22 protein-coding genes are annotated in these 25,169 nt (G+C 54.8%); 9 read left to right on the top strand and 13 right to left on the bottom strand.

Annotated elements, in window-relative coordinates; all coding sequences use genetic code 11:
* Positions 1-164: 164 nt before the first annotated feature.
* On the top strand, positions 165-1,118 hold the full coding sequence (locus tag ACR0LN_RS16000; RefSeq protein WP_170486472.1) for a helix-turn-helix domain-containing protein: 954 nt from the start codon (positions 165-167) through the stop codon (positions 1,116-1,118).
* 81 nt (positions 1,119-1,199) lie between these two features.
* On the opposite strand, the gene ACR0LN_RS15995 is transcribed toward ACR0LN_RS16000, so the two are convergent.
* Complete coding sequence (locus tag ACR0LN_RS15995; protein ID WP_170469309.1) at positions 1,200-2,327, bottom strand: AI-2E family transporter; 1,128 nt, start codon at positions 2,325-2,327, stop codon at positions 1,200-1,202.
* A 551-nt stretch (positions 2,328-2,878) separates the two neighbouring features.
* Here ACR0LN_RS15995 and ACR0LN_RS15990 point away from each other — a divergent pair.
* Positions 2,879-3,277 (top strand): hypothetical protein, encoded by a 399-nt coding sequence (locus tag ACR0LN_RS15990; RefSeq protein ID WP_170469306.1) that lies wholly within the window; start codon positions 2,879-2,881, stop codon positions 3,275-3,277.
* A gap of 452 nt (positions 3,278-3,729) precedes the next feature.
* On the opposite strand, the gene ACR0LN_RS15985 is transcribed toward ACR0LN_RS15990, so the two are convergent.
* The 3 genes from ACR0LN_RS15985 to ACR0LN_RS15975 form a co-directional block, all read right to left on the bottom strand.
* Positions 3,730-4,032 (bottom strand): hypothetical protein, encoded by a 303-nt coding sequence (locus ACR0LN_RS15985; RefSeq protein WP_170469303.1) that lies wholly within the window; start codon positions 4,030-4,032, stop codon positions 3,730-3,732.
* Between the two features lie 9 nt (positions 4,033-4,041).
* Positions 4,042-4,722, bottom strand: a complete 681-nt coding sequence (locus ACR0LN_RS15980) for a ParA family protein (protein WP_170486580.1) — start codon at positions 4,720-4,722, stop codon at positions 4,042-4,044.
* 159 nt (positions 4,723-4,881) lie between these two features.
* On the bottom strand, positions 4,882-5,094 hold the full coding sequence (locus ACR0LN_RS15975; protein ID WP_170486579.1) for a hypothetical protein: 213 nt from the start codon (positions 5,092-5,094) through the stop codon (positions 4,882-4,884).
* A 72-nt stretch (positions 5,095-5,166) separates the two neighbouring features.
* Between ACR0LN_RS15975 and speB the strand changes: the two genes are divergently transcribed.
* Positions 5,167-6,147, top strand: coding sequence for an agmatinase (speB, locus tag ACR0LN_RS15970; protein WP_170352649.1), 981 nt, complete (start codon positions 5,167-5,169; stop codon positions 6,145-6,147).
* A gap of 195 nt (positions 6,148-6,342) precedes the next feature.
* On the opposite strand, the gene ACR0LN_RS15965 is transcribed toward speB, so the two are convergent.
* Positions 6,343-7,137: a DUF3299 domain-containing protein gene (locus tag ACR0LN_RS15965; protein WP_170485422.1), complete on the bottom strand. Its 795-nt coding sequence runs from the start codon at positions 7,135-7,137 to the stop codon at positions 6,343-6,345.
* On the bottom strand, positions 7,134-9,032 hold the full coding sequence (locus tag ACR0LN_RS15960) for an amidohydrolase (RefSeq protein WP_170624047.1): 1,899 nt from the start codon (positions 9,030-9,032) through the stop codon (positions 7,134-7,136). Before ACR0LN_RS15960 ends, ACR0LN_RS15965 begins: the two co-directional genes overlap by 4 nt.
* Before the next feature lie 577 nt (positions 9,033-9,609).
* On the opposite strand from ACR0LN_RS15960, the gene ACR0LN_RS15955 reads away from it, so the two are divergent.
* From ACR0LN_RS15955 to ACR0LN_RS15935, 5 genes are all read left to right on the top strand, one after another.
* Positions 9,610-11,652 carry an amidohydrolase gene (locus tag ACR0LN_RS15955; RefSeq protein WP_245224464.1) on the top strand — a complete coding sequence of 681 codons (2,043 nt, stop codon included), beginning with the start codon at positions 9,610-9,612 and terminating at the stop codon, positions 11,650-11,652.
* A gap of 277 nt (positions 11,653-11,929) precedes the next feature.
* Positions 11,930-12,466 carry a hypothetical protein gene (locus ACR0LN_RS15950; RefSeq protein ID WP_480431029.1) on the top strand — a complete coding sequence of 179 codons (537 nt, stop codon included), beginning with the start codon at positions 11,930-11,932 and terminating at the stop codon, positions 12,464-12,466.
* Entirely contained in the window at positions 12,459-12,989 is a 531-nt protein-coding gene (locus tag ACR0LN_RS15945; RefSeq protein WP_480431027.1) for a hypothetical protein, read from the top strand. The genes ACR0LN_RS15950 and ACR0LN_RS15945 overlap by 8 nt, the downstream gene beginning before the upstream one ends.
* A gap of 9 nt (positions 12,990-12,998) precedes the next feature.
* Positions 12,999-14,018 carry an HIT domain-containing protein gene (locus ACR0LN_RS15940; protein ID WP_209509627.1) on the top strand — a complete coding sequence of 340 codons (1,020 nt, stop codon included), beginning with the start codon at positions 12,999-13,001 and terminating at the stop codon, positions 14,016-14,018.
* A 185-nt stretch (positions 14,019-14,203) separates the two neighbouring features.
* Positions 14,204-14,731: a lipocalin family protein gene (locus ACR0LN_RS15935; protein ID WP_170486575.1), complete on the top strand. Its 528-nt coding sequence runs from the start codon at positions 14,204-14,206 to the stop codon at positions 14,729-14,731.
* A 216-nt stretch (positions 14,732-14,947) separates the two neighbouring features.
* On the opposite strand, the gene ACR0LN_RS15930 is transcribed toward ACR0LN_RS15935, so the two are convergent.
* Complete coding sequence (locus tag ACR0LN_RS15930; protein ID WP_171178934.1) at positions 14,948-16,723, bottom strand: AAA family ATPase; 1,776 nt, start codon at positions 16,721-16,723, stop codon at positions 14,948-14,950.
* Positions 16,724-17,810: 1,087 nt separating this feature from the next.
* Between ACR0LN_RS15930 and ACR0LN_RS15925 the strand changes: the two genes are divergently transcribed.
* Complete coding sequence (locus tag ACR0LN_RS15925) at positions 17,811-18,578, top strand: hypothetical protein (protein WP_170563858.1); 768 nt, start codon at positions 17,811-17,813, stop codon at positions 18,576-18,578.
* 308 nt (positions 18,579-18,886) lie between these two features.
* Here ACR0LN_RS15925 and ACR0LN_RS15920 read toward each other — a convergent pair whose 3' ends face one another.
* Genes ACR0LN_RS15920 through nosZ form a run of 6 tightly spaced genes read right to left on the bottom strand, consistent with a single transcriptional unit; the run spans position 18,887 to position 25,166 of the window.
* A complete protein-coding gene (locus ACR0LN_RS15920; RefSeq protein WP_480431024.1) occupies positions 18,887-19,789 on the bottom strand; it encodes an FAD:protein FMN transferase in 903 nt (300 codons plus the stop codon).
* Positions 19,786-20,301 carry a nitrous oxide reductase accessory protein NosL gene (locus ACR0LN_RS15915; protein WP_480431022.1) on the bottom strand — a complete coding sequence of 172 codons (516 nt, stop codon included), beginning with the start codon at positions 20,299-20,301 and terminating at the stop codon, positions 19,786-19,788. Before ACR0LN_RS15915 ends, ACR0LN_RS15920 begins: the two co-directional genes overlap by 4 nt.
* Positions 20,298-21,119, bottom strand: a complete 822-nt coding sequence (locus ACR0LN_RS15910) for an ABC transporter permease (RefSeq protein WP_480431020.1) — start codon at positions 21,117-21,119, stop codon at positions 20,298-20,300. The genes ACR0LN_RS15915 and ACR0LN_RS15910 overlap by 4 nt, the downstream gene beginning before the upstream one ends.
* The gene (locus tag ACR0LN_RS15905) at positions 21,116-22,009 is read right to left on the bottom strand and encodes an ABC transporter ATP-binding protein (protein WP_480431018.1); all 894 of its coding nucleotides are present in this window, start codon (positions 22,007-22,009) and stop codon (positions 21,116-21,118) included. The genes ACR0LN_RS15910 and ACR0LN_RS15905 overlap by 4 nt, the downstream gene beginning before the upstream one ends.
* On the bottom strand, positions 21,999-23,255 hold the full coding sequence (locus ACR0LN_RS15900; protein ID WP_480431016.1) for a nitrous oxide reductase family maturation protein NosD: 1,257 nt from the start codon (positions 23,253-23,255) through the stop codon (positions 21,999-22,001). Before ACR0LN_RS15900 ends, ACR0LN_RS15905 begins: the two co-directional genes overlap by 11 nt.
* A 3-nt stretch (positions 23,256-23,258) precedes the next feature.
* Positions 23,259-25,166 (bottom strand): TAT-dependent nitrous-oxide reductase, encoded by a 1,908-nt coding sequence (nosZ, locus tag ACR0LN_RS15895; protein WP_480431014.1) that lies wholly within the window; start codon positions 25,164-25,166, stop codon positions 23,259-23,261.
* Positions 25,167-25,169: the final 3 nt, after the last annotated feature.

Here is a 25,169-nt window from a genome sequence, read left to right as displayed (position 1 = left end):
ATCAGCGGATCCGTAATCCCCCTATGATGCACAGACCGAACCGGGCACGCAGCAGCTTTTACTATCCCAAAAGTGCAATCGGGCTTCAGAAATTCACCCTTTCGAGTATTCTCTTATGCAAATTTATTTCGGTTTCGAAATAGTTGAGAAAAGGAGCGAGACCATTGAAGACTCTGCCTTTCATGCAGCACTCGACCTACGAAACGACCGATTTCGAGGACCTGCAAGAGGCTGCATCGGCGTGGGACCAGGAGTACACTCAGCTATCACCGGGACAGTTTTTCGGGAGCATGGAACTGACGGAAGTTGGCACCACTCAGGTGATGCGCGAGAAGTGGGGGCGCAAAATGAGGTACAGAGGTGTTGGCATTCCGGGTGGGTATGGCTTTGCACTGCCGCTGGGGTCTACGAACTCTGTGAATTGGCTCGGCAGCAGTGTTGAGCAAACCTCAGTTGTAATGCAGTCGCCTTATCTAGAGGCTCAACTCGTTTCCGACGACACTTGGGACAGCTTAGTATTATCATTCCCCATGGAAGAGGTTCAGGCGATTTTGATCGCGCTTTCCGGGGGAATTGACTTATCTCACCGACTCCATGGAAACCTTGTATTGAATCAGGCGAAGGCCGATAGGATCAAACGCGGGGGCCTAAGCCTTCTGCAAAAAACTAAATCCTGTTCCCCAAAAGACCATGCCGTGTATGCTGCTCAAGTAGACCAATTCAAAAAACAGTTCTTGTGGACATTGTTAGAATCCTTCAACGAATTCTTGGTTCCTTCTCCGCCGTCGAAACAGGGCATTATCGTTCAAAAAGCAACAGACCTTGCCCTAGCTGATTTTCCAGAGGTCCTCGGGCTGATTGACATTTGTACAAATTTGGGGATCAGCCTTCGCTCGTTACACTACGCTTTCCAGGATGTAGCCGGGATTTCGCCCGCAACTTGGCTGCGTCGCGTTCGGCTGAACCAAGTCTACAGAGTCCTCAAAAACTCAGACCCGATGGAAACCAAGATCAAGCGTGTCGCCGCCGAACATGGATTCCTGCATCTCGGACATTTCAGCAATCAATACAAACAACTTTTCGGACACTTGCCCTCGCACACCCATCGGGTGAACTAAGGCTGTTGTCTATGCTCAAGCGGCTTTGAGATTATGCACTTTGTATTGAGTTTGGCAGTAATGGCGTTTGAAGTTATGAACCTAACCGTCTCTGTTTTCGAACTCGGCCCGCAACTGCTTAGCCTCTTCCTCTAGCTTTTGTTTCGTTGAGAGAGGCGACCGACGGACACTCGCGTATTCGGTCTGTTCGTCTAGTTCGACGGACTCTTTTCCATCTTGCAATTGACCGTCGCTGGACAACAGAACAGCGATCCAACGGGTGGCCGGGATTTCCGAACAGATGACCATGGTCACAACCATCATCGGTATTGCCAGAAATGCTCCCACACCGCCCCAAATCGTTGCCCAGAACGTCAGCGAAACCATTACCATGAATGTGCTGAGGTTGAGGGACTTGCCCTGCATCGTAGGTTGTATCACGTTGGCAATGAATTGATCAGCAGCGCCGTATCCAAATAGTACGATCAGGAAAGGCGTAAGGCTATCGAACTGTATCAAGGCTACAAGAGATGGAAGCGCGATCCCAATAAATGCGCCGATATTAGGGATGAACCCCGCAACGAATACGGTCAGTGCCAGAAGCGGTGCGAAATCAAGGCCGACCCATGAAAAAATGACAAAGGCAACTCCGCCGCTCATGGCGCTGGTGACAGCATTGACCCACATGTACTGTTTCACGCCAACTGAAATTTTGTGCAGGACTTTCCGGGCGCGACGGGTTCCTTCTTCAGTCGCAACCAGCCTCGGCAATTTGTCGACCCAAGCCAGACGTTCGCCGATCAGAAAAGCAAGGTACAGCGCGACGAGACCGATTGTCGACATTGCGCCTCCAAACTGCCCCACAGCCGTTCCTAACCAAGACCCTATCTCGATGTCTTCAGCTGCCTGGCGACCAGCTTCAACGAATTTGGGACCCAGAAACCCTTCTAGTTTCTCCGTCAGGCTCATCAACCGTTCCTGATACCTGGGCAGTGCGTCTTGTACGTCGTCCACCGAGGAGGAGACGATCAGCCCAAGGACCAGCAGCGCCCCCACTATCACGATGATGCTGAGGAGTTGGGCCAGCCAGCCTGGAGGAGACCACCCAAGCAGGTTTGTGCGCTGGATCCTGTCCACGAGCGCAGAAGAAAGAATGAACAGAAGCCCTGTGATCGCCAACGGAATCAGAAAATCGCGCCCAAACCACAAGAAACAGATCAAAAAAGCCATGGTCCCCAGAGCAAAGAACCAATTCGAGATGAGAGTCCTGTTCAAGTTGTCAGAGGTCATGTAACGCCGCACGTTGATCTGGTGTTCCGCCGCAGTAGAAACGCCATAAACATTCGGTGCAAGTTTTAGCTGGTGAAACTATCTTTCCGAGAAGCCAAGTTCCATGAAAACGAACCTCCAGCTCATAGGATTCGCGCAAGAGATACCGACAACAACGTCGGCTATTCACAGATTTCGAATTTGGCCAAATTCCTAGCGAAGGTTTTTTGCCGGTCAAAGCGCCTTCGGGCAATGACGGCTTTGGGCTGGACCTGCCGAACGCAAGTGCAGCATGCCTTCGACTTTTGGTGGCAGGTCTGGGCTCGAACCCAACTTTCGGCAGTGCTGAGTTGCCTCGGACTTTTGCACATTTTGGATGTCTGCTTAAGATGAGAAACCCGTACCACCTCGCAGACGCAGCTAATGACCGGAATCCGCCCAATCTACCGAAATAGCCCCCCAACTTGCCCATTGCATCTGCTCGCACACTTACCTGTGCAAGGGGGCGCCAAATGCCTGGAAAAATTAGCTTCAGATTGTACAGAGACATCATTCTCAGCGAGCCCGGCCAACCGGTTTGGAGCGCCGTCGGCAAGATTTCTGAAGGCCGATTTCTTCTTCTAGGACAAATCGAGACGTACTCGAAATCCGAAGGTGCGCTATGGCTGGAAATCAGCCAAATAGGTGCAGAGATCGGCAAGAGCAACCGTGGCAAACTGGATGTCCTCCGGCATCGAAGAAAGGACACTGATCCCCACTTATTTGGCTATCTGAAGGTTCTCGAGGAAATGTATGCGGCGGCGGCCTGGATGTGCCGAGATGACGAGAACGCCAAGTATCTTCATCTGACACTGCTGAAAACAAAAAAGCCGCCCATTCTGAAGGCGGCGCTTTCAAGAGCTGCAATGTGAGCCGCAACGCAGGCTCATGATACCGGCGCTCAGAACAGGGCTCTTTCACTTATCTGATAGACCAAAAATTCCATGATTTGCTCCTGGTCACGCGTGTGGGATCAAATCATAGACTTCGCCGATAACCAGCGAAACATGAATGATGACAGCTGCAATGTGCAACTGGTGGTAAGCCTCTTTGATGAAATGGAACATGTTGTTCCCTCCCGTTTTGAATGCGCATTTTCTATCGCGTAAGTGCGACCGAGTCAACATATAAATATTTGATAAAAAACAATAAAGTCAATAATTCCACCAATTCCACGCCGCTCAAAATCGGTTTCCTAATCTTTTGGAAAAATAAGAGGTCAGCACCAAAAATAAGAGGGGGCCACGGGAAAAATAAGAGACCCAGAAAACGGCACGACTCCCCACATAACGAAGGCAGGGAGCCGGGCTTTTTAGGGCTGGTCTTACAGATCGAACGTTTGTCCGTGCTTTTCCAAATATGCGATCAGAGACAGCTCGACGGCTCGCACAACCGCTTGCTCTTTGTCCTCTCGGATTGCGTTCCAAGCAGCATAGAGATCTGGATTTACACTTACGGAAAGCTTTTGCGTACGCGCGGCCGCCCTGCGCTTTGAAGGGCTCATCTCTGGTTGGAGTGCGAGGCTCGGCTTACTGGTCGATCCGAGTGGGAAGCCCATGTCACCTTGCTCGACTTTGTTAATGTCGCCGAGACTGGGCATATGATTGTGTTTTGTTTTATCCATCATTGTTTTTCCTTATGCAGCTTGGAGAATTTCTGAGAGGGTCGTTGAGATTTCCTGCGCCAAAGCGGCAACGTTTGCGTGCGCTGATTTTGGGGAGGATCCTTGGAACGCTTTTGGTAAGTCCAGATAATCCCCACCGAAGCTCACCATCGCTTGAAAAATAGGGCGATTTGCAAGCTGAGTTGCAAAAACGGGCGCGTTTGCTTGCTGTAAGACTGCTTTGATTTCTGCGGTGATCCGATATTCGACCGCCCCTGGTTCTGTCTTGGTCAGCAAGACACGAGCCGCAATATCGCGCCTCAATACGAGGCTTTTCTGGCGCACCTGTTTTAGAACTTGGACCACCGCCAGCGCATCCAAACGAGATGTCTGGGTGGGAACGATGACAAGGTCGCTTACGAGAATGGCATCAATCAAAGATGCATCGTCTGATCCCTCGACGTCGATCAATACGTAGTCGAAACGTTCGGCCGCCGCGAAAGCCGCCTCGGTCAGGTTTCGCTGTTCGACCTGACGAACAGTGAGATTCTCGGGAAGCGGCTTCGCGCTAGCCCATTCAGACAGCCACCGTTTGGGATCCGAGTCCAAGATACAAACAGACATCCCAGCCCGGGATGTTTCGAGGGCCATTAAAATGCATGTTGTGGATTTCCCACAGCCCCCTTTTGGTGAGCAAAATGAAAGTGTTGGCAATCGAATTCTCCTTAAGAAATTGCTTCCGATAGATTGCCAGAACAAGGTTTAGGAAAGATTTAAGGATAATGGATTTGGATTTCTGGGGAAGAGATGCCTGCGGAAGGCATCGGCAGCAATTGGTTCTCAAGGAAAGAATTGAGAAGCAAATGGCTCAACTCAACTCAACGCTTCGCCTTTGACGCTGTTAGTGACTACAAGCCCAAAGTTTCCTAGGTTGGGTAATTCAGTGTTCGACAAAATGGGCGGAAAGCTGACTTTCGTTGTGTCCGCATAATAGGCAAGGACCTCTGCCGAAAGCTGACATTCGATTGATTTTGCAACTAAGATAATCACTGCGCCGCCGAAAATCGGCTGCAAGATCAAGATCACCAGATAGCATCCAGCCGATAATGAGAATAGAAAAAGCCATGAAACCTATCACAAGAAACTGACCAAAACACCATGGCTACAGACCTTAAATCCTATGGCATCGATGCCGCCTTTACCCGTGGCGCACTCAAAGGTTCACAGATTGAGCCCAGTTATTCCGGCGCTCTGAGTTTTATGCGCCGCAAATACACAAAGGATCTTGAGGGGGCGGATGTAGCGATCACCGGAGTTCCCTTTGATCTTTCTGTGAGTAACCGTCCTGGAACCCGCTTTGGCCCAGAGGCAATTCGCAAGGCAAGCGCTCAACATGCCTGGGGCCCAATTTGGCCCTGGCGGTTTGATCCATTCGATACGCTTGCAGCAATCGATTACGGTGATTGCGTTTTCGACTGGGGCGTGCCCCAAGACGTCCCGTTGGCCATAGAGCGCCACATATCGGAGATAATCTCGGGAGGAACGGCCAGCCTTGTTCTGGGCGGCGATCATTTCATCACCTATCCGGTACTTAAGTCCTATGCTGAGAAGTACGGCCCAATCGGTCTCATCCAGTTTGATGCCCATCGGGACGTCGAGCCCGACGAGGGTGGACGCATGGATCACGGCAGTATGTTCAACCTAGCGGTTCGCGAGGGCATCATAGATCCGCAACGGACCGTTCAGGTGGGCATCCGCACCTGTTTCGAGGGCGAAGAGACCTATGGCATGAAAATCTTGCATGCAGACGCCGTACATGCTGCTCCAGCTGAAGAGATTGCCGCAACCATTTTGTCCACCGCTGGGGATGGTCCGACCTACCTGACCTTCGACATAGACTGCCTCGATCCGTCCACTGCTCCCGGGACGGGCACACCGGTCCCGGGCGGGCTTACCAGCTACCAAGCGCTCGCCATAATCCGGGCCATGAAGGGGCTCGATCCAGTCGGCATGGATGTGGTCGAAGTCTCCCCCCCGTTTGATCATGCGGAGATGACCTCCAACGCAGCCGCAATGATCGCCGCAGAACTTCTTTGCCTGAAAGCCTGGGCCAGAGGAGCTCGGGCCGTTTCAGAATAGCCAATAAATCGTCTGTTGCTTGTCTCACAAGTGGAGAATAGCTGCGTGCGGCTTGGCCCCAATAGGCCGTCCGCAGATTGCGCCCTTCTGTCTATTCGAGCTCAAATGTCCGGTAAGGGGCAACGGATCCATAAGTTCGTTTGGACATTCTCTCTATCAAATGGCTCAAGCATCAATCATGGCTGACGATTGATTTCACCAAGAATTGTAGACCTCTACGGTCTTTGCTTTCAGGCTATATTGCGCCTCAATGTTTGCAGCGCCATCAAAAAAGACGACGTCGCGCCGTGTATCCTCGGCGTTCAATTCTCCTTCGATCCAGAAAGCTTCGAAGATTGAGCTGAAGGCAACACCCTTTGGATAGTCCACATGGACAATCTGGTTTGGAGGCGGTGTTGGCGTGTGAACGCAGGCACCTGCAACTGGCACAAACAGGAATTCTGTCACCTTTTTCTCTTCGAAGGCGAGCGGGACAACGTAACCGGCAAGCCGTATAGATTGTCCGAGAATGTTCTGGTTGGGTGCGCGCCTTGCTTTGCCATTCTGAGCGATGATGTTCCGCCGCTCTCTCATCAGGCCGTCTACGTCAACTTGATGCATTGAGAGGAGTGTAAGAGCAGCTTCGTGGCGTTCAAATAGTGCCATATCTTCCCGTTCGCGCGGTGTCGACGTGCGCCATTCGACGTGGATGCGCATGGCGTCGCGCAGAAACGGTCGCATGTCGGCAAAGGGCGTTTCGCTGGAGACATGCACTGGTAGCAGATCCTGCCAGCCAATCACACGCGTACCTGTCGACATGTTTTGCGGCGCTACACTGACTGGCGTTCGGGTCAAATCAAGCGGAGCTGCAAGCGGATCAAACGGCATACCACCGGGTTGCTGGCCCGCAATCGCGCGCTGCCATGCGCTCTCAATGCTTTGTGCCGCAACCGGGAGAGATATCAGACCAAACAGAGCGCCAATCGCAAAAGCTGACAGCGGACTCGTCATCCCTCAGACACTCTCACGCTAGTAACTGCGACGCCTCGGCGCAGTTTCTCGTCGTCGCCTTCTTCCCACTCCGGCTCGGTCAATAGTTTGTCCGGTTCGCCGTCGCGATCAATATCGTAGACCAGTTCGCCGCCAAAATAGGTTTGCAGCACTTCAGTCTTGTGAAATTCAAAAACGTTCTCTTCGGCCTGTCTGCGAATATCTCGGTCGAGCACGATGATGTCTGCAATCTTGCCTTCCTCGAGACTCCCCAACACATCGCCCCGATCCTGAAGGCGTGCACTACCCAGGGTCGAGCCATGGATAACCTCTTCAAAGGTCAATGGTTCACCGGGCATGACAAGACCGCCGGGTGTTCCCATAGCCTGTCGTGTCATGCCGATCTCCATTCCTTCCCACGGCGAAAACACAGGAGACGTCGGCGCGTCAGGTCCAAATCCATACTCCATGAACTCGGTCACGAGTTTGAACTGGTACATACGCTCCAGCACCTCTTTTGGCAGGTTCTGACTGGTCACATTACGAAAGTACTCCTCGGTGGGATCAGCCCAGTGAAGTTGAAGCTGCCCGGAAACCCCGAGCCGAGACATGCGACGAGCGTTGTCGATAGACAAATGGTCAACATGCGTGAAAATCTGAGGGATGTCGTCGCGAAGGGGCTCGCCGGTTTCATGTGCAAATTCCAGCGCGTCGAGCGAGCGGCGGATCCCCGCGTTCCCTTCAACGTGCAGCATCAAGGTAAAATCACGCTCTGTTAGTGCGTCGAAAATCTCTGCAAGGTTGTCTGGTCGAAAGTTCATATCCGGCCGTGTGCCGTCCAGATACGGGCCTTCCATATAGGCAAAACGCCCCGGTGTTCCATCAATAGCGAACTTCACAGTGTTCGCATGGAGAATACTGGGATCAACGCCCGCATCCTCGACTGCGGCCCGCCGTATCTCTAATTGTTCGATCATTGCGGTATCGCCCTCTGGCGTGCCGGTGCCCCAGAACACCATGGCTAATTCGTGCCTGAGTGTTAGTTCTCCTTTTTGCGCCAAACGGACGTAGACGTCATCTGCCCCCTCCTTGGACCCGGCGGCAGCTTCCGTTGCACCGGTGACCCCGACCGCGTTGAGCACGCGAGCGGCACCAATAATCGCTTCCTCCTGTTTCTCAAAAGAATAGAGTTTGTGCTGTTCGACAAACCCTGTCGAAAGGTGAGCTTTCTCCTGCAAAAGTCCGGAAGGTTCATCGCCAGCGTCATTCAAAGGCATGTAGCCGCCTTTCGGTGGCTCCCAATCGGCAGTGATCCCGAGGTATTCCAGAGCTTTCGTCGAATACCAGCCGTTATGTTGCGTATTGTCGGAGATCAATGCAGGGCGTCCACCAACGATTTCGTCCAGTTCTTCCTTGGTGGGATTCTGAAAATGCGCGTCGGACCAACCGCCGCCGATCACCCACTCATCTGGCCCGAGCGTCGCCGCGTACTCCCGGATTACTTCGACAACCTCCTCACGCGACGCATCGTTGTAACCGAACAGGTTGAGCATGACGAAATGCGTCTGCCCAAAGATGCGTGTGTGCAAGTGAGTGTCGATGATACCAGCCATAACGGTATTTGTGCCCGCATCCACGATCTGGGTGCCATCGCCTGCCAACTCGCGGCAACTGTCATCAGTGCGTACACAAATGATCGTGTTTCCCGCAACCGCCACGGATTGCGCCAGTGGCAACTCGGGGTTTGACGTGATGATGTTTTCACTCAGGAAAACGGTGTCGGCTTGCTGAGCAAGTAGCGGCGAGCCTGCGAGCAAAATAGCTAGCGCGAGCGCGCTGTATCCTGATTTCATTTTCAAGTGTTTCCCTAAATGCTGACTGTTTGGAGGTTGGCAAAAGACCACAACGAGCGTCAAATCAACTTTTCGACAAAATGGACGCAGGATCTGGCTCTACATCTTTGGCAACCTGATAAAGCGCATCACACCGTTGCACCTGCCTAATTAATCGCAGTGCTTGAACAACATCAGTTTTGTTGTAGCAAAACGGCCTATACTTACGGCGGGAGATCGAAGTTTCAAACCGAACGGCCCGGTCTTTCTCGATCTCACCCGCAACTTGTAGACGGCGCCCTACTGACCATTGCAGGCACTACCATTTTGATCACTTACGTACTGTCGATCCGGCATGGTATCGTGCATATGCGGCGAACGGCAGCATTGCTGAGCCGCGGTACAGCATCCCTGTAGACGGCTGGATGTCGGCTTTGGGCCGTTTGCGCGCCAATGAAGGACTACTTTTTGGTGATGATGCCGCGCCGCATCCGATGTCTGCTCAGAGCCCAAAGCGGTCGAGGTCAGTCGCTAAATCATAGCATCATTTTGCTTGGGAAACTTGGCGCTCAATTCGATATCGGCAGCAGTTTTCCTTTCCACCTAAGATCATCTCGATGCTAGGCTCAGGCAAATTTCGCCTTACTGAGCATTAAGAGCCATGACCAAACTGAACGTTACCCGCCGCACCGCAATGACCATCCTCGGCAGCGCGTCAATGATCGCGATTTCTCATGCCACCTCAACTCATGCGGCCTCGTCATTGCAGGATTTTGGAAGCCAGCTTCAGACGCTGCCCGAAATCACTGTTTACACAGCGCAGCGCGTCATCACCATGGAGGACAACGACCCAGCAATCAACGCGGTCGCCGTGGTCGGAGACCGTATTCTGGCCGCGGGATCGCGCGATGCAATCGTTAATCGGATTGGTTCGCAGCCGTTTCGGCTGGACGAACGGTTTTTTGACAAGGTGATCATTGCCGGTTTGATCGACCAGCATGTGCACCCTTTCCTCGCCGGATTGACCCTGACCTCCGAGATCATATCGATTGAGGATTGGAATATTCCGACTGGCTTTTCGAAGGCCGCCGAGGATGAAGCGGATTATAAGTCTCGCTTGCAAGCCGCTGAAGCGGCAATGGATGATCCCGACGCCTTGTTACTGACATGGGGATACCACCACTTTTTTCATGGCGAGATCAGGCGTGCACAACTCGACGAGATCAGCAGCACACGCCCAATCATCATAGTCCACCGATCTGCACACGAACTTATCTTGAACACGCCCGCATTGGAGTTTCTGGGCATCACCGAAGACTTCGTAAATGGCTTTGCGGGGCTTGCGCTTGAGCAGTCGAGCTTTGAAGACGGGTATTTCTTCGAGGCGGGCATGTTTGCCGTTCTTCCCGCAGTTGCACCGGTGCTTTCAACACCAGAGCGTCTGGGCGCTGGTCTCAGGCTGGCGCGCGAGTATATGCACCGTGCAGGCGTCACGGTTGCTGCGGAACCGGGAGGCGTGCTGTCGCGCCCTCTGCAAGAAGCAACCAACGCCGTCTTTTCCGGGCCTGACGCACCGCTCAGGACCTATTTCATACCCGACGGGAAATCTCTGGCTGCCTTGCACCTCCAAAACGGCACGATGATCGAAGAGACGGAAAAACTACTCGAATGGGGTGAAGGCAAGACGGCTTTCATGCCGAAGCAGGTGAAACTCTTCGCCGATGGCGCTGTTTACAGTTTGGCCATGCAGGTCTCGGAGCCCTATGTCGGCGGCGATTTCCACGGCGAGTGGATTATGCAACCGGATGAGTTCAATCCTGTTTTCGATGCCTACTGGGAGGCAGGCTACCAGTTGCATGTTCATCAAACCGGCGACCTTGCCGTGGACTTGATCTTGGACGCTGTTGAGCGAAACATGCGCCGGATGCCGCGCGCCGATCACCGCACGACACTGGTCCACTTCGGTTATGCAAGAGAAGATCAAGCAATGCGGATCGCTGAACTGGGCTGCATCGTCAGCGGCAATCCATACTACGTAACCGCGCTGTCAGATCGATATAGCGAGCTTGGGCTTGGCCCGGACCGTGCGGATGACATCGTGCCCCTTGGCCCAATCAAGGCCAGTGGAACCCCGATTTCTTTCCACTCAGACGTACCAATGGCTCCGGGTGAACCGCTGTTTCTCGTGTGGGCTGGTGTGAACCGGACGACAGTATCTGGCCGCGTGGCTGGTCCCGAACACCGCTTATCTGTAGAAGACGCTTTGCGGGCTGTAACCATCGATGCAGCCCAATCCCTTCGATTGGAGGATGAGATTGGCTCGATCACTCCCGGCAAGTTCGCGAACTTCACCATCCTTGAAGAAGACCCATTCGAGGTAGAGGCGGAAAAGATCAAAGACATCGGCATCTGGGGGACCGTGCTTGAGGGCGACATTTTCCCTGTATCAGACGACTTCGATCTAGACCGCGCGTCACTATCTCCACCACGGGATACGACAAATCCACCAACAAAGCCGCTGTACGCGCTTGCTGATGTGTCAGGCATCGCGCAGAAGGGCATGCTTGCCGGATGCTCGTGTTGCGCTTCACCCGTATCGCAGTCGTGCACGACATCTGCGGCAGGGCAAATCTCGGCAGTTAGCTGTTGTGGGACCAATGCGTTGGGGTGGGCCGTCGTGTCCGAATGGGCCTCCATAGTTTAGATTGGAGCCAAGCAGAGATTGGATAATCAAGTGTCCGGAATGTCCGCGTTGCGGTCATCGGACGAGTGATTGATTTCGCATCCGCGGCGAATGACTGCTAAGCGGGCTGCGGATGCAGAAAGGCAAGGCAGAGCTGGGCGGCGGCTTTGGGCCGGAACCGCCCCTGGTAGCCGTGGGCCGATCAGTCACGTCCGCTTGCCCCTTGCAACCCTCCGCACAACTCCATGTTGCGCACGCTAATAGCAAGTCGTGCAGCTATCAAAATTGGAGAACGAAGATGGCTAAAAACAAAACAAAAAAACAAACAAAAATGGTGGGAATGCGGGTATCTGAAGATCTGCATGATTTGTTGACAGATGGAGCGGAAGCGGAGGGTATCTCCGCAACTGCGTATGCGCGCTTTGTCTTGGCGCGAGCCCTAAATTTTGAAGGCGCGCTGCCTGAAACCAAACCTCGTAAGCCGCCACGAAAGAAGCCCATCATTAAAGACATCCAAGCTGCCATTGAGGTCCTAGGGCTTCTGATCGATGTCAGGATGAACCTCTCATTTCTGTCGCGCAAATTGGCCGAGACGCATACATTCAATCCGCTGCGCGCTGAGCAAGTTGTCGAGCAAGGCGAACGTATCGATGCGATCAGACGAGATGTCGACTTGATCCGCACCCAAATCTTGGGGGGCGGTCATGATTATCAAATCAACGCGCATCCCAACTGCGCATACCAGTCGGATCGCAACCTACCTTGCAAAACCTGCGGGCAACGAAATTTCAACTTGGATCCGTGGCTGCCCGGAAGACCTCCTACTTTTGGGTGAAATCTCCAAAATTGCTGGCAAACAGTATAGCGTTAGGCATTTTGTGATTTCGCCAAACGAGCAAATGAGCCAGCAAGACTTTGTCTCTGTGTTTGCTGAAATCTGTTTTGAATACGGTGTTTCCAACACGTCTGGCAACCGAGCCAGCATTGTTCAGCACGAGAAACCGCGAAAGTCTGGCATCGGAAACGAAACACACTGGCATGTTGCTTTCCCTGAACTTGATGTGGAGACCGGTCGCATTCTGAGCAGCCGGTTCACCAAGTTGCGAAACGAAAAATTGGCACGCCTCTGCGAGTTGACGCTTGGCCATAGGGTGGTGCCTGGGCGGTTCAACAAGCAGGTTTACAGGGCGCTCGAAAAGGAGAGGCCAGCCTTGGATCTCAAGCCGTTCGAAACGGCGCTTCGGGAAGCCATGTTTGCTGCCGGACAAGATGAAAATATGTGGCTGGAGTATCGAGCGCGCCTTCGAAAACAATCAAGATCACCGAGTAACTGGACGCTCGACAATCAGATCGTTTAGTTTGTCAAAATGTCAGGTTTTCCAACGCCATCAAAAGCATATGTGCGGCTCCAGGAGTTTCTTGAGCACCATATGCGGATGTCACATATCTACCAGCCGGTGATGATCCGCAGAATACTAAAAGGTGGTGGATCCGCCTCGCTTGAAGAGATTGCCGCAGCGCTCATGGTTTATGACCGCTCGCAGCTCGAATATTATATGATCCGCACGAAGAACATGGTGGGACGTGTTCTCACAAACAATGGCATTGTGCAGCCCATTAAATCCGGCCGGGAAATCCAAGCTTATCAACTTGCAGAGAATTCGGGCCTCCAAGATGCCGAGATCAAAGACCTCATCAGGATTTGCGATCAGAAAATCGATACGTTCATCGGGAAGCGTGGCGACAAGATATGGTCGCATAGATCAAAGTCGTCAGGGTACATTCCCGGCACCCTTCGATACGAGGTTCTGAAGCGCGCCCATTTTCGTTGCGAGCTATGTGGGATATCGGCCGACCAAAAGGCGTTGGAAGTCGACCACATCCTGCCCCGAAACAAAGGCGGCAGTGACGAGGCCATCAACCTTCAGGCGCTTTGTTATTCCTGCAATGCAATGAAGCGAGATCGCGATGACACTGATTTTCGGGGCATGGCCAAGAGCTACGCTCACAGATGCGATGGATGCGCGTTTTGCGAAATCCCCGGCGAGCGGGTGGTTGCTGAAAATGAACTGGCTTATGCCATTCGGGACGGCTTTCCGGTCACCCAGCATCATACTTTGATCATCCCGAAACGGCATGTGCCGGACTATTTCGACCTTCATCAGCCAGAGTTGAATGCGGTACAGCAACTCCTCCAAACAGAGCGCCAAACTGTCCGCGGGCTGGATCGGTCTGTCGAAGGATTTAACGTGGGCATCAATGCAGGCGAAGTTTCGGGACAGACCATTTTCCATTGCCACATTCACCTTATCCCTCGCCGTGCTGGCGATATAGAAAACCCTCGTGGTGGGGTCAGGGGTGTCATTCCTGAGAAGCGAATTTACTGAGAAGCTTTAGGCAAAAGCTGCGCCTGAACGGCGCATTGCATACTACCTTTTCTTGACAGACCGATAGGCGAGAAGGTGCCAAGCCTTTTTGATCCCTTCTGGCTTTCCAGATAGATGGCCAGAAACCAAATCGAACTGTTGTTTCTGACATGTTTTGAGGTTGGCCCAATATGCCGGAGATCCCCGTGAAGAAACTTGCTGCTATTCTGTTATGTTCAACCCTTGCGGCTTGCTCGGGTTCCTACCGCGACACCTCGGTCACGATGGACGTCGTGGGCAAACTAGACGTGCAGAGATACACCGGAGTGTGGTTTGAGTACGCCCGCTTCCCGGTGTTCTTCCAGCGGGGATGCACAGACACAACGGCTGAATATCAGATTATCGCCGAGGATACGGTGTCCGTTTACAACCGCTGTCTTGTTGAAAATGGCACGAGGGTAAAGGACATCACCGGCCAAGCCACAATTGAAGATGTTGGCAAACTCAAGGTCAGCTTCCCACAGGTTCCCTTTGTCAAATCGCCATACTGGGTTTTGTGGGTGGACGATGAGTATGAGGTTGCCGTTGTTGGGGTGCCCAATGGAAGCGCCGGTTGGATCCTATCGCGCAGCACGGAACCCAGCCAAAAGCATATCGACAAAGCGCGATCTGTTTTGACGGAAGCCGGATACGATGTGCCCAAGCTGGAAGTGACGCCCCACGCTTCCAAGTGACGTAGGAAACGAGCGAAGAGGCGACCGCTCCGGGGCGGGGCCGTTAGAAAACGTTGGTCCTGAAACGCCCCAGCCAAACCTTTCACGTTTCCGGCAGCAGCCCGCCGCGCCCGACACACACACACACGCGAAACCTCTGTCAAAAGAGCCATATAGAGATATTCTATATGGGGAATTTGACGATAAGAGCCGGCGCATTCGGGACCGACATTATGGTCAATGAAGCCAGCGCATGTTTTGGATCGAATTCTCCTTAACTGCATGGCGATCTTTGCCTTTTGCAGATTTCAAATCTCGCAACAACTGCTCGAGCTCAGCCCGGTTCAATTGCCGCCTTTCGACAAGCGATTGGGCCACACCTTCAAGCAAATATTCATTTTCGCCGATGGTCTTTTGAGCAAGATGGTTTGCGGAGCGCAGCCGCGACTGAACGCGGGCTGCCAGGTCGCGATCTTGAAGCATATCTTGCAGGTTATCCATGGACACCGGGTGCCAAATCAAATTGTCGTTGGACAAACCGAATTGTGTTTCGGCTTGGACTGCAAACATGGTGGCCTGAGCAAGATCGCTTTTGTCGCCCGCGCCGGCACCTGACGAAACACTACCCAGGCAAGAAAGTTCGGCTGCGCGTCCAGCCAACAAAATAGCGAGGCGATTTTCCAAGCTTTGAGTTTCATGACCGAATTTGTCCAGCTCAAGGTCAACTCGACCACCTCTCGGTGAGATCTGGGCCATTGTCGGCAATCCGGCGAGAAGTGCGTGCGCAACCACGATGTGGCCGGCCTCGTGGATTGCCATCCTATACAGCATCTTGGAAGGCAGTGGCTTCGCAAACTTCTCAAGCGCCGTCTGGAGGTGTTGGATCGCAATTGGGCGTTTATCCTGGCGGGCGATGGAACGGGCCTGACGCACAAGCGCGGCGGCATCCGCGCCCGATTGCCCAAGCATTTCTGCCGCCACTGCGTGAAGTTCCTGCTTGCTGATTGTCGGTCCAGCATCTGCGGACAAGATCTCTGTCAGCGCGCCCCTATCCGGAAGAGGGATGTGGACTTTTTGGTCGAACCGCCCAGAGCGCAGTAGTGCAGCATCCAACTTGCCCGAGTAGTTTGTTGTGCCGACCACCAAGACGCCATCCGTCTTTTCGGCGCCCGCCAGCTGTTCAAGCAGGCCATTTAGTGCCGCCCGATTGTAGTTCTCGTTATCGCTCTTGTTGGTTGCGCGATCTGCAAAACTATCGATTTCATCGATCAGCAAAACGGACGGCGCATGGCGCTTTGCCTCCAGGAAATCATCTCTCATTGCAGCGAGGAAATCGCCAAGATGGCCCTCCGCTTGCCAAGCAGCATAGCTTGCGCCAACAAAATGCGCCCCTGTCGCTTCTGCCAATTTCTGCGCGACAAAGGTCTTCCCGACACCCGGAGGCCCATCGAGTAGAAGGTTGTTAGGGATATCTGCCCAACTCAGGTGACCGTCAGAGTATGCTTGGATGTCATCCACGAGACGCTTCAACGGCGCCCGCGCGGCCCCCAGGCCTTTGACGTCATCCATGGCTTCTGGGTTGGCTTTTGTGCGCGTCGTCAACTTATTCAGTTGCAGGACAAATGCCATCAGCTTGGGCGTCCGAAGAGCCAACATAATTTCATTAGCTGAGATCTGAGCCAAAGCATCATGGGATGGCATCTGATTAAGCGCCTTTGTCATCAAAGCTGTACATTGGCGGCCGTGCATCATGGCATAGAGCATCAAGATCATGCTCCGTGACAATGGGCTCAGGGAAATGATCTTAGCGGATTTCTTGCAAAAGGCGTCCGGCAACACTTCGATACTTGGCACGATTACAATCAACGACGCTGGTTCCTTCGCGGCCAGAGCCAGCGCTTCATTGAAATCGCTTGCAGTCTTTGCTGGCGTGGTCTTGCGCCAGCGCGACTTGTAGCACACGATTTTTGGCTTGGTTGCATCAGGGTTGTTGCTACAGATCGCGGGGATCAAACCATCGCTAAACGCGTCTCCTGTGGCTTCCACCCATTCACTTTCACCGGTTTCAACAACTGTCAGCGAAAATGGGCGACGCAACTGGCCTGCAATCTGATCGCGTGTGTCCTTCCATGCCGCGCAAACACGGATCAATGAGGCAACGGCGCAATAGTCCCTCGCGTACTGCTTTGGCATCGAATCCTCAGCCGGTGCATCCTCATCAAAGGCATCCCACCCGGACTTTCGGTTGGCGGCTTTAATCAGGCTCTCGTAGGCTGGCTGGAACCACCCATTCAAACGCGGGTAGAAGAAAGATGTATAGACTTGGGGCTGCATGGAGATGCCCTTTCAATACTCGAAATCTGGAAACATCGCAGCCGAACGGCTGCGAACACGCGATAAGTTCAGGCGTGTATGCGTTTCTCAGGTAGCGGCAGAGTGCGCTTGGATTTCGAGTTGTTTGAAGGCACGATTTTCTCCCTTGGGGAGATTGAAGTATGCATGGCGCTCCGAAATGACAAGTCTTTTCGAATGTGCGCTTGCGTATCTTTGTTGCAAGCCTCTCTCATGAAGCAAAAAAGAAGCACGAAAATTATCTAATCTGCCGAAGGCCTTACCTTTGGTGGTTGTGTTATCTTCATCGCTTCTTGCGGGTGTTCTTGGCGAGCTTCCGAATTACCAATGGTGTCGCGACGTGGTCTGCCTCGGGTGGTGTTAGATGCTGGGGAGCATCTGCATTCGTGAGCAAGGGAATGTGATCTGCCGTGGCACCTGCATTTCGACGAAGCTTCGTGAAACGATCAGGGACAACTTCGCTCCCGCCGATGCTTGGGCACAGCGGGAGCGCACGATGAACTTGGGTTCATCGCCATTTTTGAAGTCTTGGTATTATCAAAAGGTTATGAGCTTGCTGATTAGACAAAACTCGAAGACCTGAGCCGTGCGTTGAACTCTCGGTTTGGGCCAGTCAGTGGGTCACCCAAATGTGGATTGGGCAATCACCAGTCTGAATTCACGCAGCCTCCTTTGGCCGAACAGAGATGCCTTTTAGTGCGGTTGCAACAATGTCGGCGCGGGCGGCTTCGGACACTTTGAGCTGCCAGTGTTCTTTTTGGTTGCACCAAGCGTGGTCGCGTTCAGCTTCAACCAGGCGCCATTGAACTTTGCCTACATTCTCTTCCTGCGCCTGCGGAAAGATGGCATCGCCTCCGAGTTGATAGAACGATTTGTCAGGAAGTGGTTCGCGCTCTCACTCTTGACCGCCAGATATTCGGGATCGATGGAAACCCGCTTTGACCAGGACATTCGACAGATTTCTGAGATGGGAATGGGGGAATATCTCGAAAGTATCGAGAAAGCGGTGCTCTCGGATGCCTTTTGGGAAGTTGGTTTGGTGCAAGCGCTTACAACGTCAAATAGCAAACATCCGGCTTTCAGGACATTTCTTGCGTCTCAGGTGAAGTCCAATGCTAGAGGCTTTCTGTCAAAAGAAATCACAGTGCGGAGTATGTTGGAGCACAGAGGCGATGTTCACCACATCTTCCCCAAGGATCACCTGAAAAAGACGCTTGGCCTTACGCAGTCTCAATACAATCAAGTCGCCAACTTGGTCTACACACAGCAAGAGATCAACATTGCCATCGGAAATGCGCCTCCTAGTGAGTATGTTTCAGATTTGCGGAAACAATGCAGTTCAGGAACCGCAAAATACGGAGGGATCGTAGTCTACGCGGATCTTGAAGAGAACTTCACGGAGAACGCAGTTCCGCTTGGACTTCTGACGGGCGAATTTGCGGACTACCAGGAATTTTTGAAGCTGCGGCGTCAATCTATCGCGAAGACGTTGAAGGCATACTACACGTCGCTTTGAGCACTGATTGTCTCGAGCTTGCGTCTCTCAGTTCGACGCTTTGATTTCTACGAAGGCCCATTCAAATTGCTGCACATTTTGCTGCACATATTTCGTGAAGCCCCATTGCAATATTCCTTTAAGTATAGGTAAATTATAAATAAAATTCTGAACGAAAAAGATGTTGGCGGACTTCGTCTCCGCCACCTACCAAATTTCGTAGATGCGGAAATATCAACGACTTATCGGTTGGTTGTCGCACCGACCAGATGACTTGGCTTTGGGTGGTTGGGCCATTGCGACGTCAGACACACCTGAATTTCTCTATCTTAGACAGACATCTCGAGCCGGGCGTCCGGGAAAGACCTGATGACGGAAGCGGCTCGTGATTTTGGCAGCGCGCACAATGTCGTGGAAAGCCCGTCGGCTACGGCTGCGCTGGGCGCGGACACGGAAACGACCCGTTCTGATTGCGGGGCGGTTTTGGGGTTCAGGATATGCCCAAAGGTATCGGTTAACATGAGGCTGCCAGCGTCCGAAGTTGCCACTGCCCGGTCGCGCAACTGGATGGATTTGCGAATCTCGCCACCAGGCCCGGCCAGGCCTACCTGCCAAGGTCGACCATCACTGTGCCGACCCAGTGCGGTGATTTCACCCATGTCTACAAGCACATCTCGCAAGCCATGCACCGCAAGTAAATCCGCAACGCGGTCGGTAATGGCCCCTTGCGCGATGCCGTTTAACGTTAGGGCAGAATAACCGGGCCTGGGTAATCGGATCGCGTCGGGTTGCGCTACGACACGGGCCCAACCGATGGTGTTATGTGCCACACGGATCTCGGACTGCGCCGCGCTGGTCGCAAGTGCTGACCACAGGGCCTGAATGGTCGGGTCAAACGCACCATCTGAGGCGTCATGGAGGGCCGAGCATAGGCTAAATACGTTCAACAGTTCGGGCGCGGGGGCCTCCAAGTGGCCATCGCGGTTCAGGCGACACAGCTCGGAATGCGGGCGGTACAGGCTGAAGATGTTCTCGAGCCGGTTCAACTCGGCTTCGACCGCAGCAAAAACCGGCGCGGCTTGCGCGTTGGTCAGACCTTCTAGCCGCAGACTTGCCGGAGCCCCCAAAGCGACCCCGCGCCAATGGGCGACCGGAGCAGGCGACGCTCCTACGGGAAGGGCCGCGCAAGCCGCTGATATGGTCAGGAACCGGCGGCGAGAGAGAACGGTCATGACGGCGTCTCCAGTTTCAGGTCAAGATCGACTGGGCCAAGGACTTCGGTATCGGGAATGTCGGACAGTGGTAGAAGTGCGCCACCATACTGAACGATGAAGGCTTCGGCATCGGAGGGGTTGGCGAAGGGCACCACCTCGCGTGCGCCCATGCCGCCAGCAACATTGGCGCCGACCACGAAGGTTGCACCGTCAGCTGCGATCCAGTTGGAGATACCTGGCTGCCGCCAGTTGGGGGCGATCCCCATGTCGCTGACATAGACGGCGGTGATTTCGGCATCGCGCTCGGGACTTTTGAGATAGGCCACCATGTCACGTACCTGCGCAAAGAACAGTGGCGTGGGATATCCCTCCAGATGGATCTGCCCTTTGGGTCCGCCATGTTCAGGAATGTTCATCTGGCAGAAATAGCTTAGCGCATCCGGGGTCAGGTCAACCGGATCGGGGGCATCGGCCACTTCTTCCTTGCAGGCAATCAGCGCGACAAATGCGAGCAGAGCAAGATGCTTCATGGCTCAACCCTCCGAAATGCGGCGCGGGCGAGGGCAAAGCCCAGCACCGGCCAGATCAGAAGCGAGGCAGGCGCAGCCCAGACCGGCAGGGCTTGTGCCGCGCCTGTCATGCCGGATGCCATCGCCACGCCTTCGGTTGCAGCGATGTTCCACAAACGAAATGCGTCAGCCGGGTTGGCTACCATCACCCATGGAAAGACGGATTGGGTGAAGGTGCCGCCCTTGTCCATGACGACGGCCCCCAACAGGCCCAGATCATAGAGGACGACAAAAACCAGCCAGAGCCCGGCCGACAGACCTGCCGCCGCCGTAGCTCCCTTTGCCAGGGCGGACAGCAGGTAACCCAGCGCCAGAAAAACGGCGCCCAGCAGGATGGATGTTAGGATGAGGCGGGCCAGCGCCATCAGGCTTTCCGGCCCCGCGCCGCCAAACAAGGCCGCCACCGCGCCTGCGGTGCCAAAGCCAACTGTCATGGCGAAGGCCAGCGCGGCCAGATGGGCGGCAAATTTGCCCAACAGGATTTCTCCGCGCCCCGCCGGATAGGACAGCAGCAAAGACAGGCTGCCCCGATCCACGTCGCCGGCAATGGCGTCGAAGGCAATCATCAGCGCCAGCAGCGGGGCGAGGTAGACCGAAAGCGTGGTCATCGACGCCACAGAAACGGTCAGCATGTCGACCCCCAACGTGCCGGTTGGGGCACTGCCTGCAAAAGTCAGCGCCAAGGCGAACAGCACCATGATCAATGTTGCGACCAGCAGCCAGCGGTTGCGGCGCAGGATCAGCATCTCGGTTCGGGTGATGGCGAGGAAGCGGGTCATTGCAGATCCTCCTGTGCGTAGTGGCGATAGAGGTCTTCCAGTTTGGGCGGGGTCATCTCCACATCTGCCACCGCGTCGCCCAGCCCGGCGATACGGCGCAGGGCCTCCATCTTGTCATCGGGGCTGCAGAGCAGTTCGACCGACGCGCCGTTGATCCGGTTACCGCCCAGTTCGGCGGCCAAGGCATCGGGATTGGCGCTGGCGCGGACCCGCAGGCGGATAGGCAGACCGGCCAGTTCCGACAGGTTGGTCAGCGTGTCATCGGCCACCATCCGGCCCTTGCGCATGATGGCAATGCGGTCGGTGCGGGCTTCGACTTCGGTCAAGGCGTGCGAGGCGATCAGAACGGCGGTGCCTTGTGCAGCCAGTTCGTCGATGATGGCGTAAAGATCCTGCCGTGAGATCGGGTCCAACCCGCTGGTCGGCTCGTCCAACAGCGCCACCTTTGGCTGACCCAGCAGCACTTGCGCCAAACCCAGACGTTGGCGCATCCCTTTGGAATAGGCCCCAATCCGGCGGTCCAGCGCGTCGCTCAGACCCACACGCTCCAGCAAGCCGGGCACATCAGCTTTGGCCCCGGATAACTGAGCAAACAGGGTCAACTGCTCGCGCCCGGTCAGGACCGGGTGGAATGACACCGCTTCGGGCAGATAAGCCGTTTCCCGCCGCGCCTGCGCGCTGCCGGGGCTGGCGTCTCCGATTCGAATGGCGCCGCCGTGGATCGGCGTCAGGCCAAGGATGGATTTGATCAGGGTCGATTTGCCCGCCCCGTTGTGGCCCAGCAGCGCGACGCGCTGGCCGGGGGCAAGGGACAGGGTGATATCGCCAAGAACGCGGGTTTTCCCTCGGTCCTTGAAAACATGGTCGATAGTCAGGGCCTTATCCGTCATGAGGCACCTTTTTCATAGCTGGGGGTTCAGGGGCTTGCATCAATGGGTTGCTGTCCATCACACCGCCCGGCAACAGTGCCGGGAAGGCCGATTGTGACCAGCGCACCAGCTGCACGGCAGGGGAGCCGAGCAGCAGTTTGGCTGCAGGTTGGGTCCACAGCACATGGTCCATCGAGTCATTGGGGCGATAGGGCGCATCGGCGATGCCGTTGCCATCCACATCATAGGCTGCGAAATCGGACCAGTAGTTTCCGCGCCCGTCTTCGGACCACTCGACCCATTTGGTCGAGACGTATTTCACTTGCGTCCGGTTTCCGATGAAAGAGTTGCCGACGATCCGATTGCGTTCGGACCCGGCGGTAAAGTGGATGCCGATGCCGCAACCCTGGAACCAGTTGTCGGTGAATTCATTCTTGTTCGAGTTATAGAGGAAGGTGCATTTCTCTTTTGCACCCTTCACTACATTGCCAGTGATGGTGCTTTTGTTGGCGTAGTTCAGCATCACGCCATGTTCACGGTCACCGATTGAGACATTGTTGGCTACAGTCACATTGGTCGTGAACATCACCGCGTAGCCCAGATCATTGCCGATCGAGACATTGTCGCTGACCACCGAATTGTCGGCATACATGTAATGCACAGCAAAACGCAGATCGCGGAACAGGTTGCCGGTGAAGGTGTTCTTCTTGGACGAGTTCACGAATATCCCGTCGCGACCATAGCGAATGTCGTTGTCTTCAACCCGCGCACCCGGCGCGTTCCAGACATAGACACCATTGCCACGGTCGTTCATGCGCTGGTCTTGCCGCCCTTCGATCCGGTTGCGCCGAACGATGCTGTCCTTCGCACCATGAATGTCGATGCCATAGAGATTGCCCAGCAGTACGTTATCCTCGACCACCGGCGCTGTGGCCATTTTGGTCAATTGGATACCACTGTCGATCCCGTCATGGTCCGAGCCTGAGCCAATGACCGTCAGTCCGCGCACGATCACGCCCGGCCCGGTCACAGTGATCACGCTGCCTTCGCCTTGTCCGTCGATTGTGGCCTGTCCCAGCCCGTCGATTGTAACAGGCCGGTCCAGAACCAAGGTTTCGGCGTAAACGCCGGGGCTCAGGCGGAGGGTGTCTCCATCCGCCGCCTGCGCCAGTATCTCGTTGATGGCCCCCGCCCGGTTGGGCACATCCCAATCCGCCGCCCAAAGGGGCGAGCCGAGCAGGAGCGGTATGAGCAGGGACCAACGCATGGCTTATGCGCTCCGCGGCTCAACAAACATCCGGCCGCGCATTTCCATGTGCAGCGCGTGGCAGAACCACTGGCAATAGTACCAGTGCACGCCCGGACGGTCGGCGATGAAGGTGACCGAGGCGGTGGCCTGCGGCCCGATTTCCATCGCGATGCCGAAGTTCGACAAGCACAGCCCGTGGGTCACATCATCCACGTCATCCAGGTTGGTGACATAGATGGTCACCTCGTCGCCCTGTTTGACGGTGAATTTCTCCATGCTGAAGATCGGTGCCGTCGAGGTCATGTAGACACGGACCTTGTTGCCATCACGGATCGGTTCCTCGGCGCCTTCGTCCAAGTCAACGCCATCAGCCGCAGCCTGCTGGCGCGCATCTTCCCACATCGGGTCGTTGCGATCCCAAACATTTACCGGGTTCACCTTGGACCGATGCACGAGGATCGAGTCATGCGGTTCCGCGAAGGTCGGGCCGTCATGGACCACCTTCATCTTGTCGCCCGAGATGTCGATCAACTGCTCGTTTTCAGGCTTGAGTGGCCCAACGTTCAGGAAACGGTCTTTCGAGAACTTGTTCATCGAAATCAGCCACTTGCCGTCGGCCTCAGCCGTCTCACCCATAGAGGTCGAGTTGTGGCCCGGCTGATATTGCACATCCACCTTGTCGAGGATCGGGTCAACGTCCGCGCCACCATACGCCTCGATGGCCTTGGCGATGTCCCATTTCACGACCTGGCTGTCCAGGAACAGGGTGGTGAAGGCGTTGCCCTTGCCGTCGAACGCGGTGTGAAGCGGGCCAAGACCCAGCTGCGGTTCTGCAACGATGGCCGAACGCGGATCGGCGTTGTCAGCAAACAGCGCGTCGACTTTCTCGACATCAATCACGGAAACAGTCGGCGACAGCTTGCCGTTGATCATGATGTGTTTCTTGTCGGGCGCGGCGTTCACGCCGTGCGGCGAGTTTGGGATCGGGATATAGCGGGTCAGGTTGCCGTCGGCCTCTTTACGGCCATCCACGACCTTGACGCCGTTCAGCTCCTGATAGTTCCCGGCAGCCACGGCCTCTTCGATGGCTTTCAAGTTGAACACGACCACGTGGTCCAGTTCATTCTCGGTCATCTCGGCCAAGTTCATACCCATTTCCGAGTTGTACGAGGTCGAGAAGGCGTATTTGCCCTGATAGTCGCAGTCCGTGTTGTCGAGGTTGCCCGAGACCATCACCTGCCACGCGATTTCCATCGTATCACCGTCAATGGCGGTGAAGATGTTCACGTATTGCGACGGATCGTCGAGGATCTGGCCGTCATTGACCAGTGGCGCCTCATGCTCACCATTGGCAAAGATGTAACCGGTGCGTGGGTATTTCTGCGGGCGCAGGCCGTGGATGTCATGCGCGTTCGGGATCTCGATGATCTTGTCGCATTTCATCACGTCGCAGCGCACACGGGCCACGCGGGTGTTGGCCTTGTCATTCATGAACAGATAGCGGCCGTCATAGGTGCCATCGGTGAAGGACATGTGCGGGTGGTGCAGGTCGCCGTTGTCGTAAGTAACCTTGCCGTTTGCGGCTAAGTATTCCTTGGTTTCGGGCAGCAACCCTTCGGTCAGAACCTTCAGGGATTCATTGGTCTGACCCCAGCCAGTGGCCGAGCAGCGGTTGAACACAGGCACGCGCATCAACTCGCGCATGGACGGAACGCCTAGGATACGCAGCTCACCGGTCTGGCCTGAGGACCAGAAGCCGTAATATTCGTCCAACTCGCCCGGTTCCAGATGGGCGTTGGCGGCGGCGCTGGCTTCGCGGGCGGTCATCAGGGTTGAACCCAGACCGGTTCCTGCAATCACCGCACCAGTGGCGGTTGCCCCCAGCATCCCGCGGCGTGTGATGTTCAGTTTCTTATCGTGTTCCGACATGAT

The sequence above is a fragment of the Ruegeria sp. AA6 genome (assembly GCF_056542865.1).
Note: the sequence above shows the minus strand (reverse complement) of the source record. Positions and strands in the feature narration are given on the sequence as shown.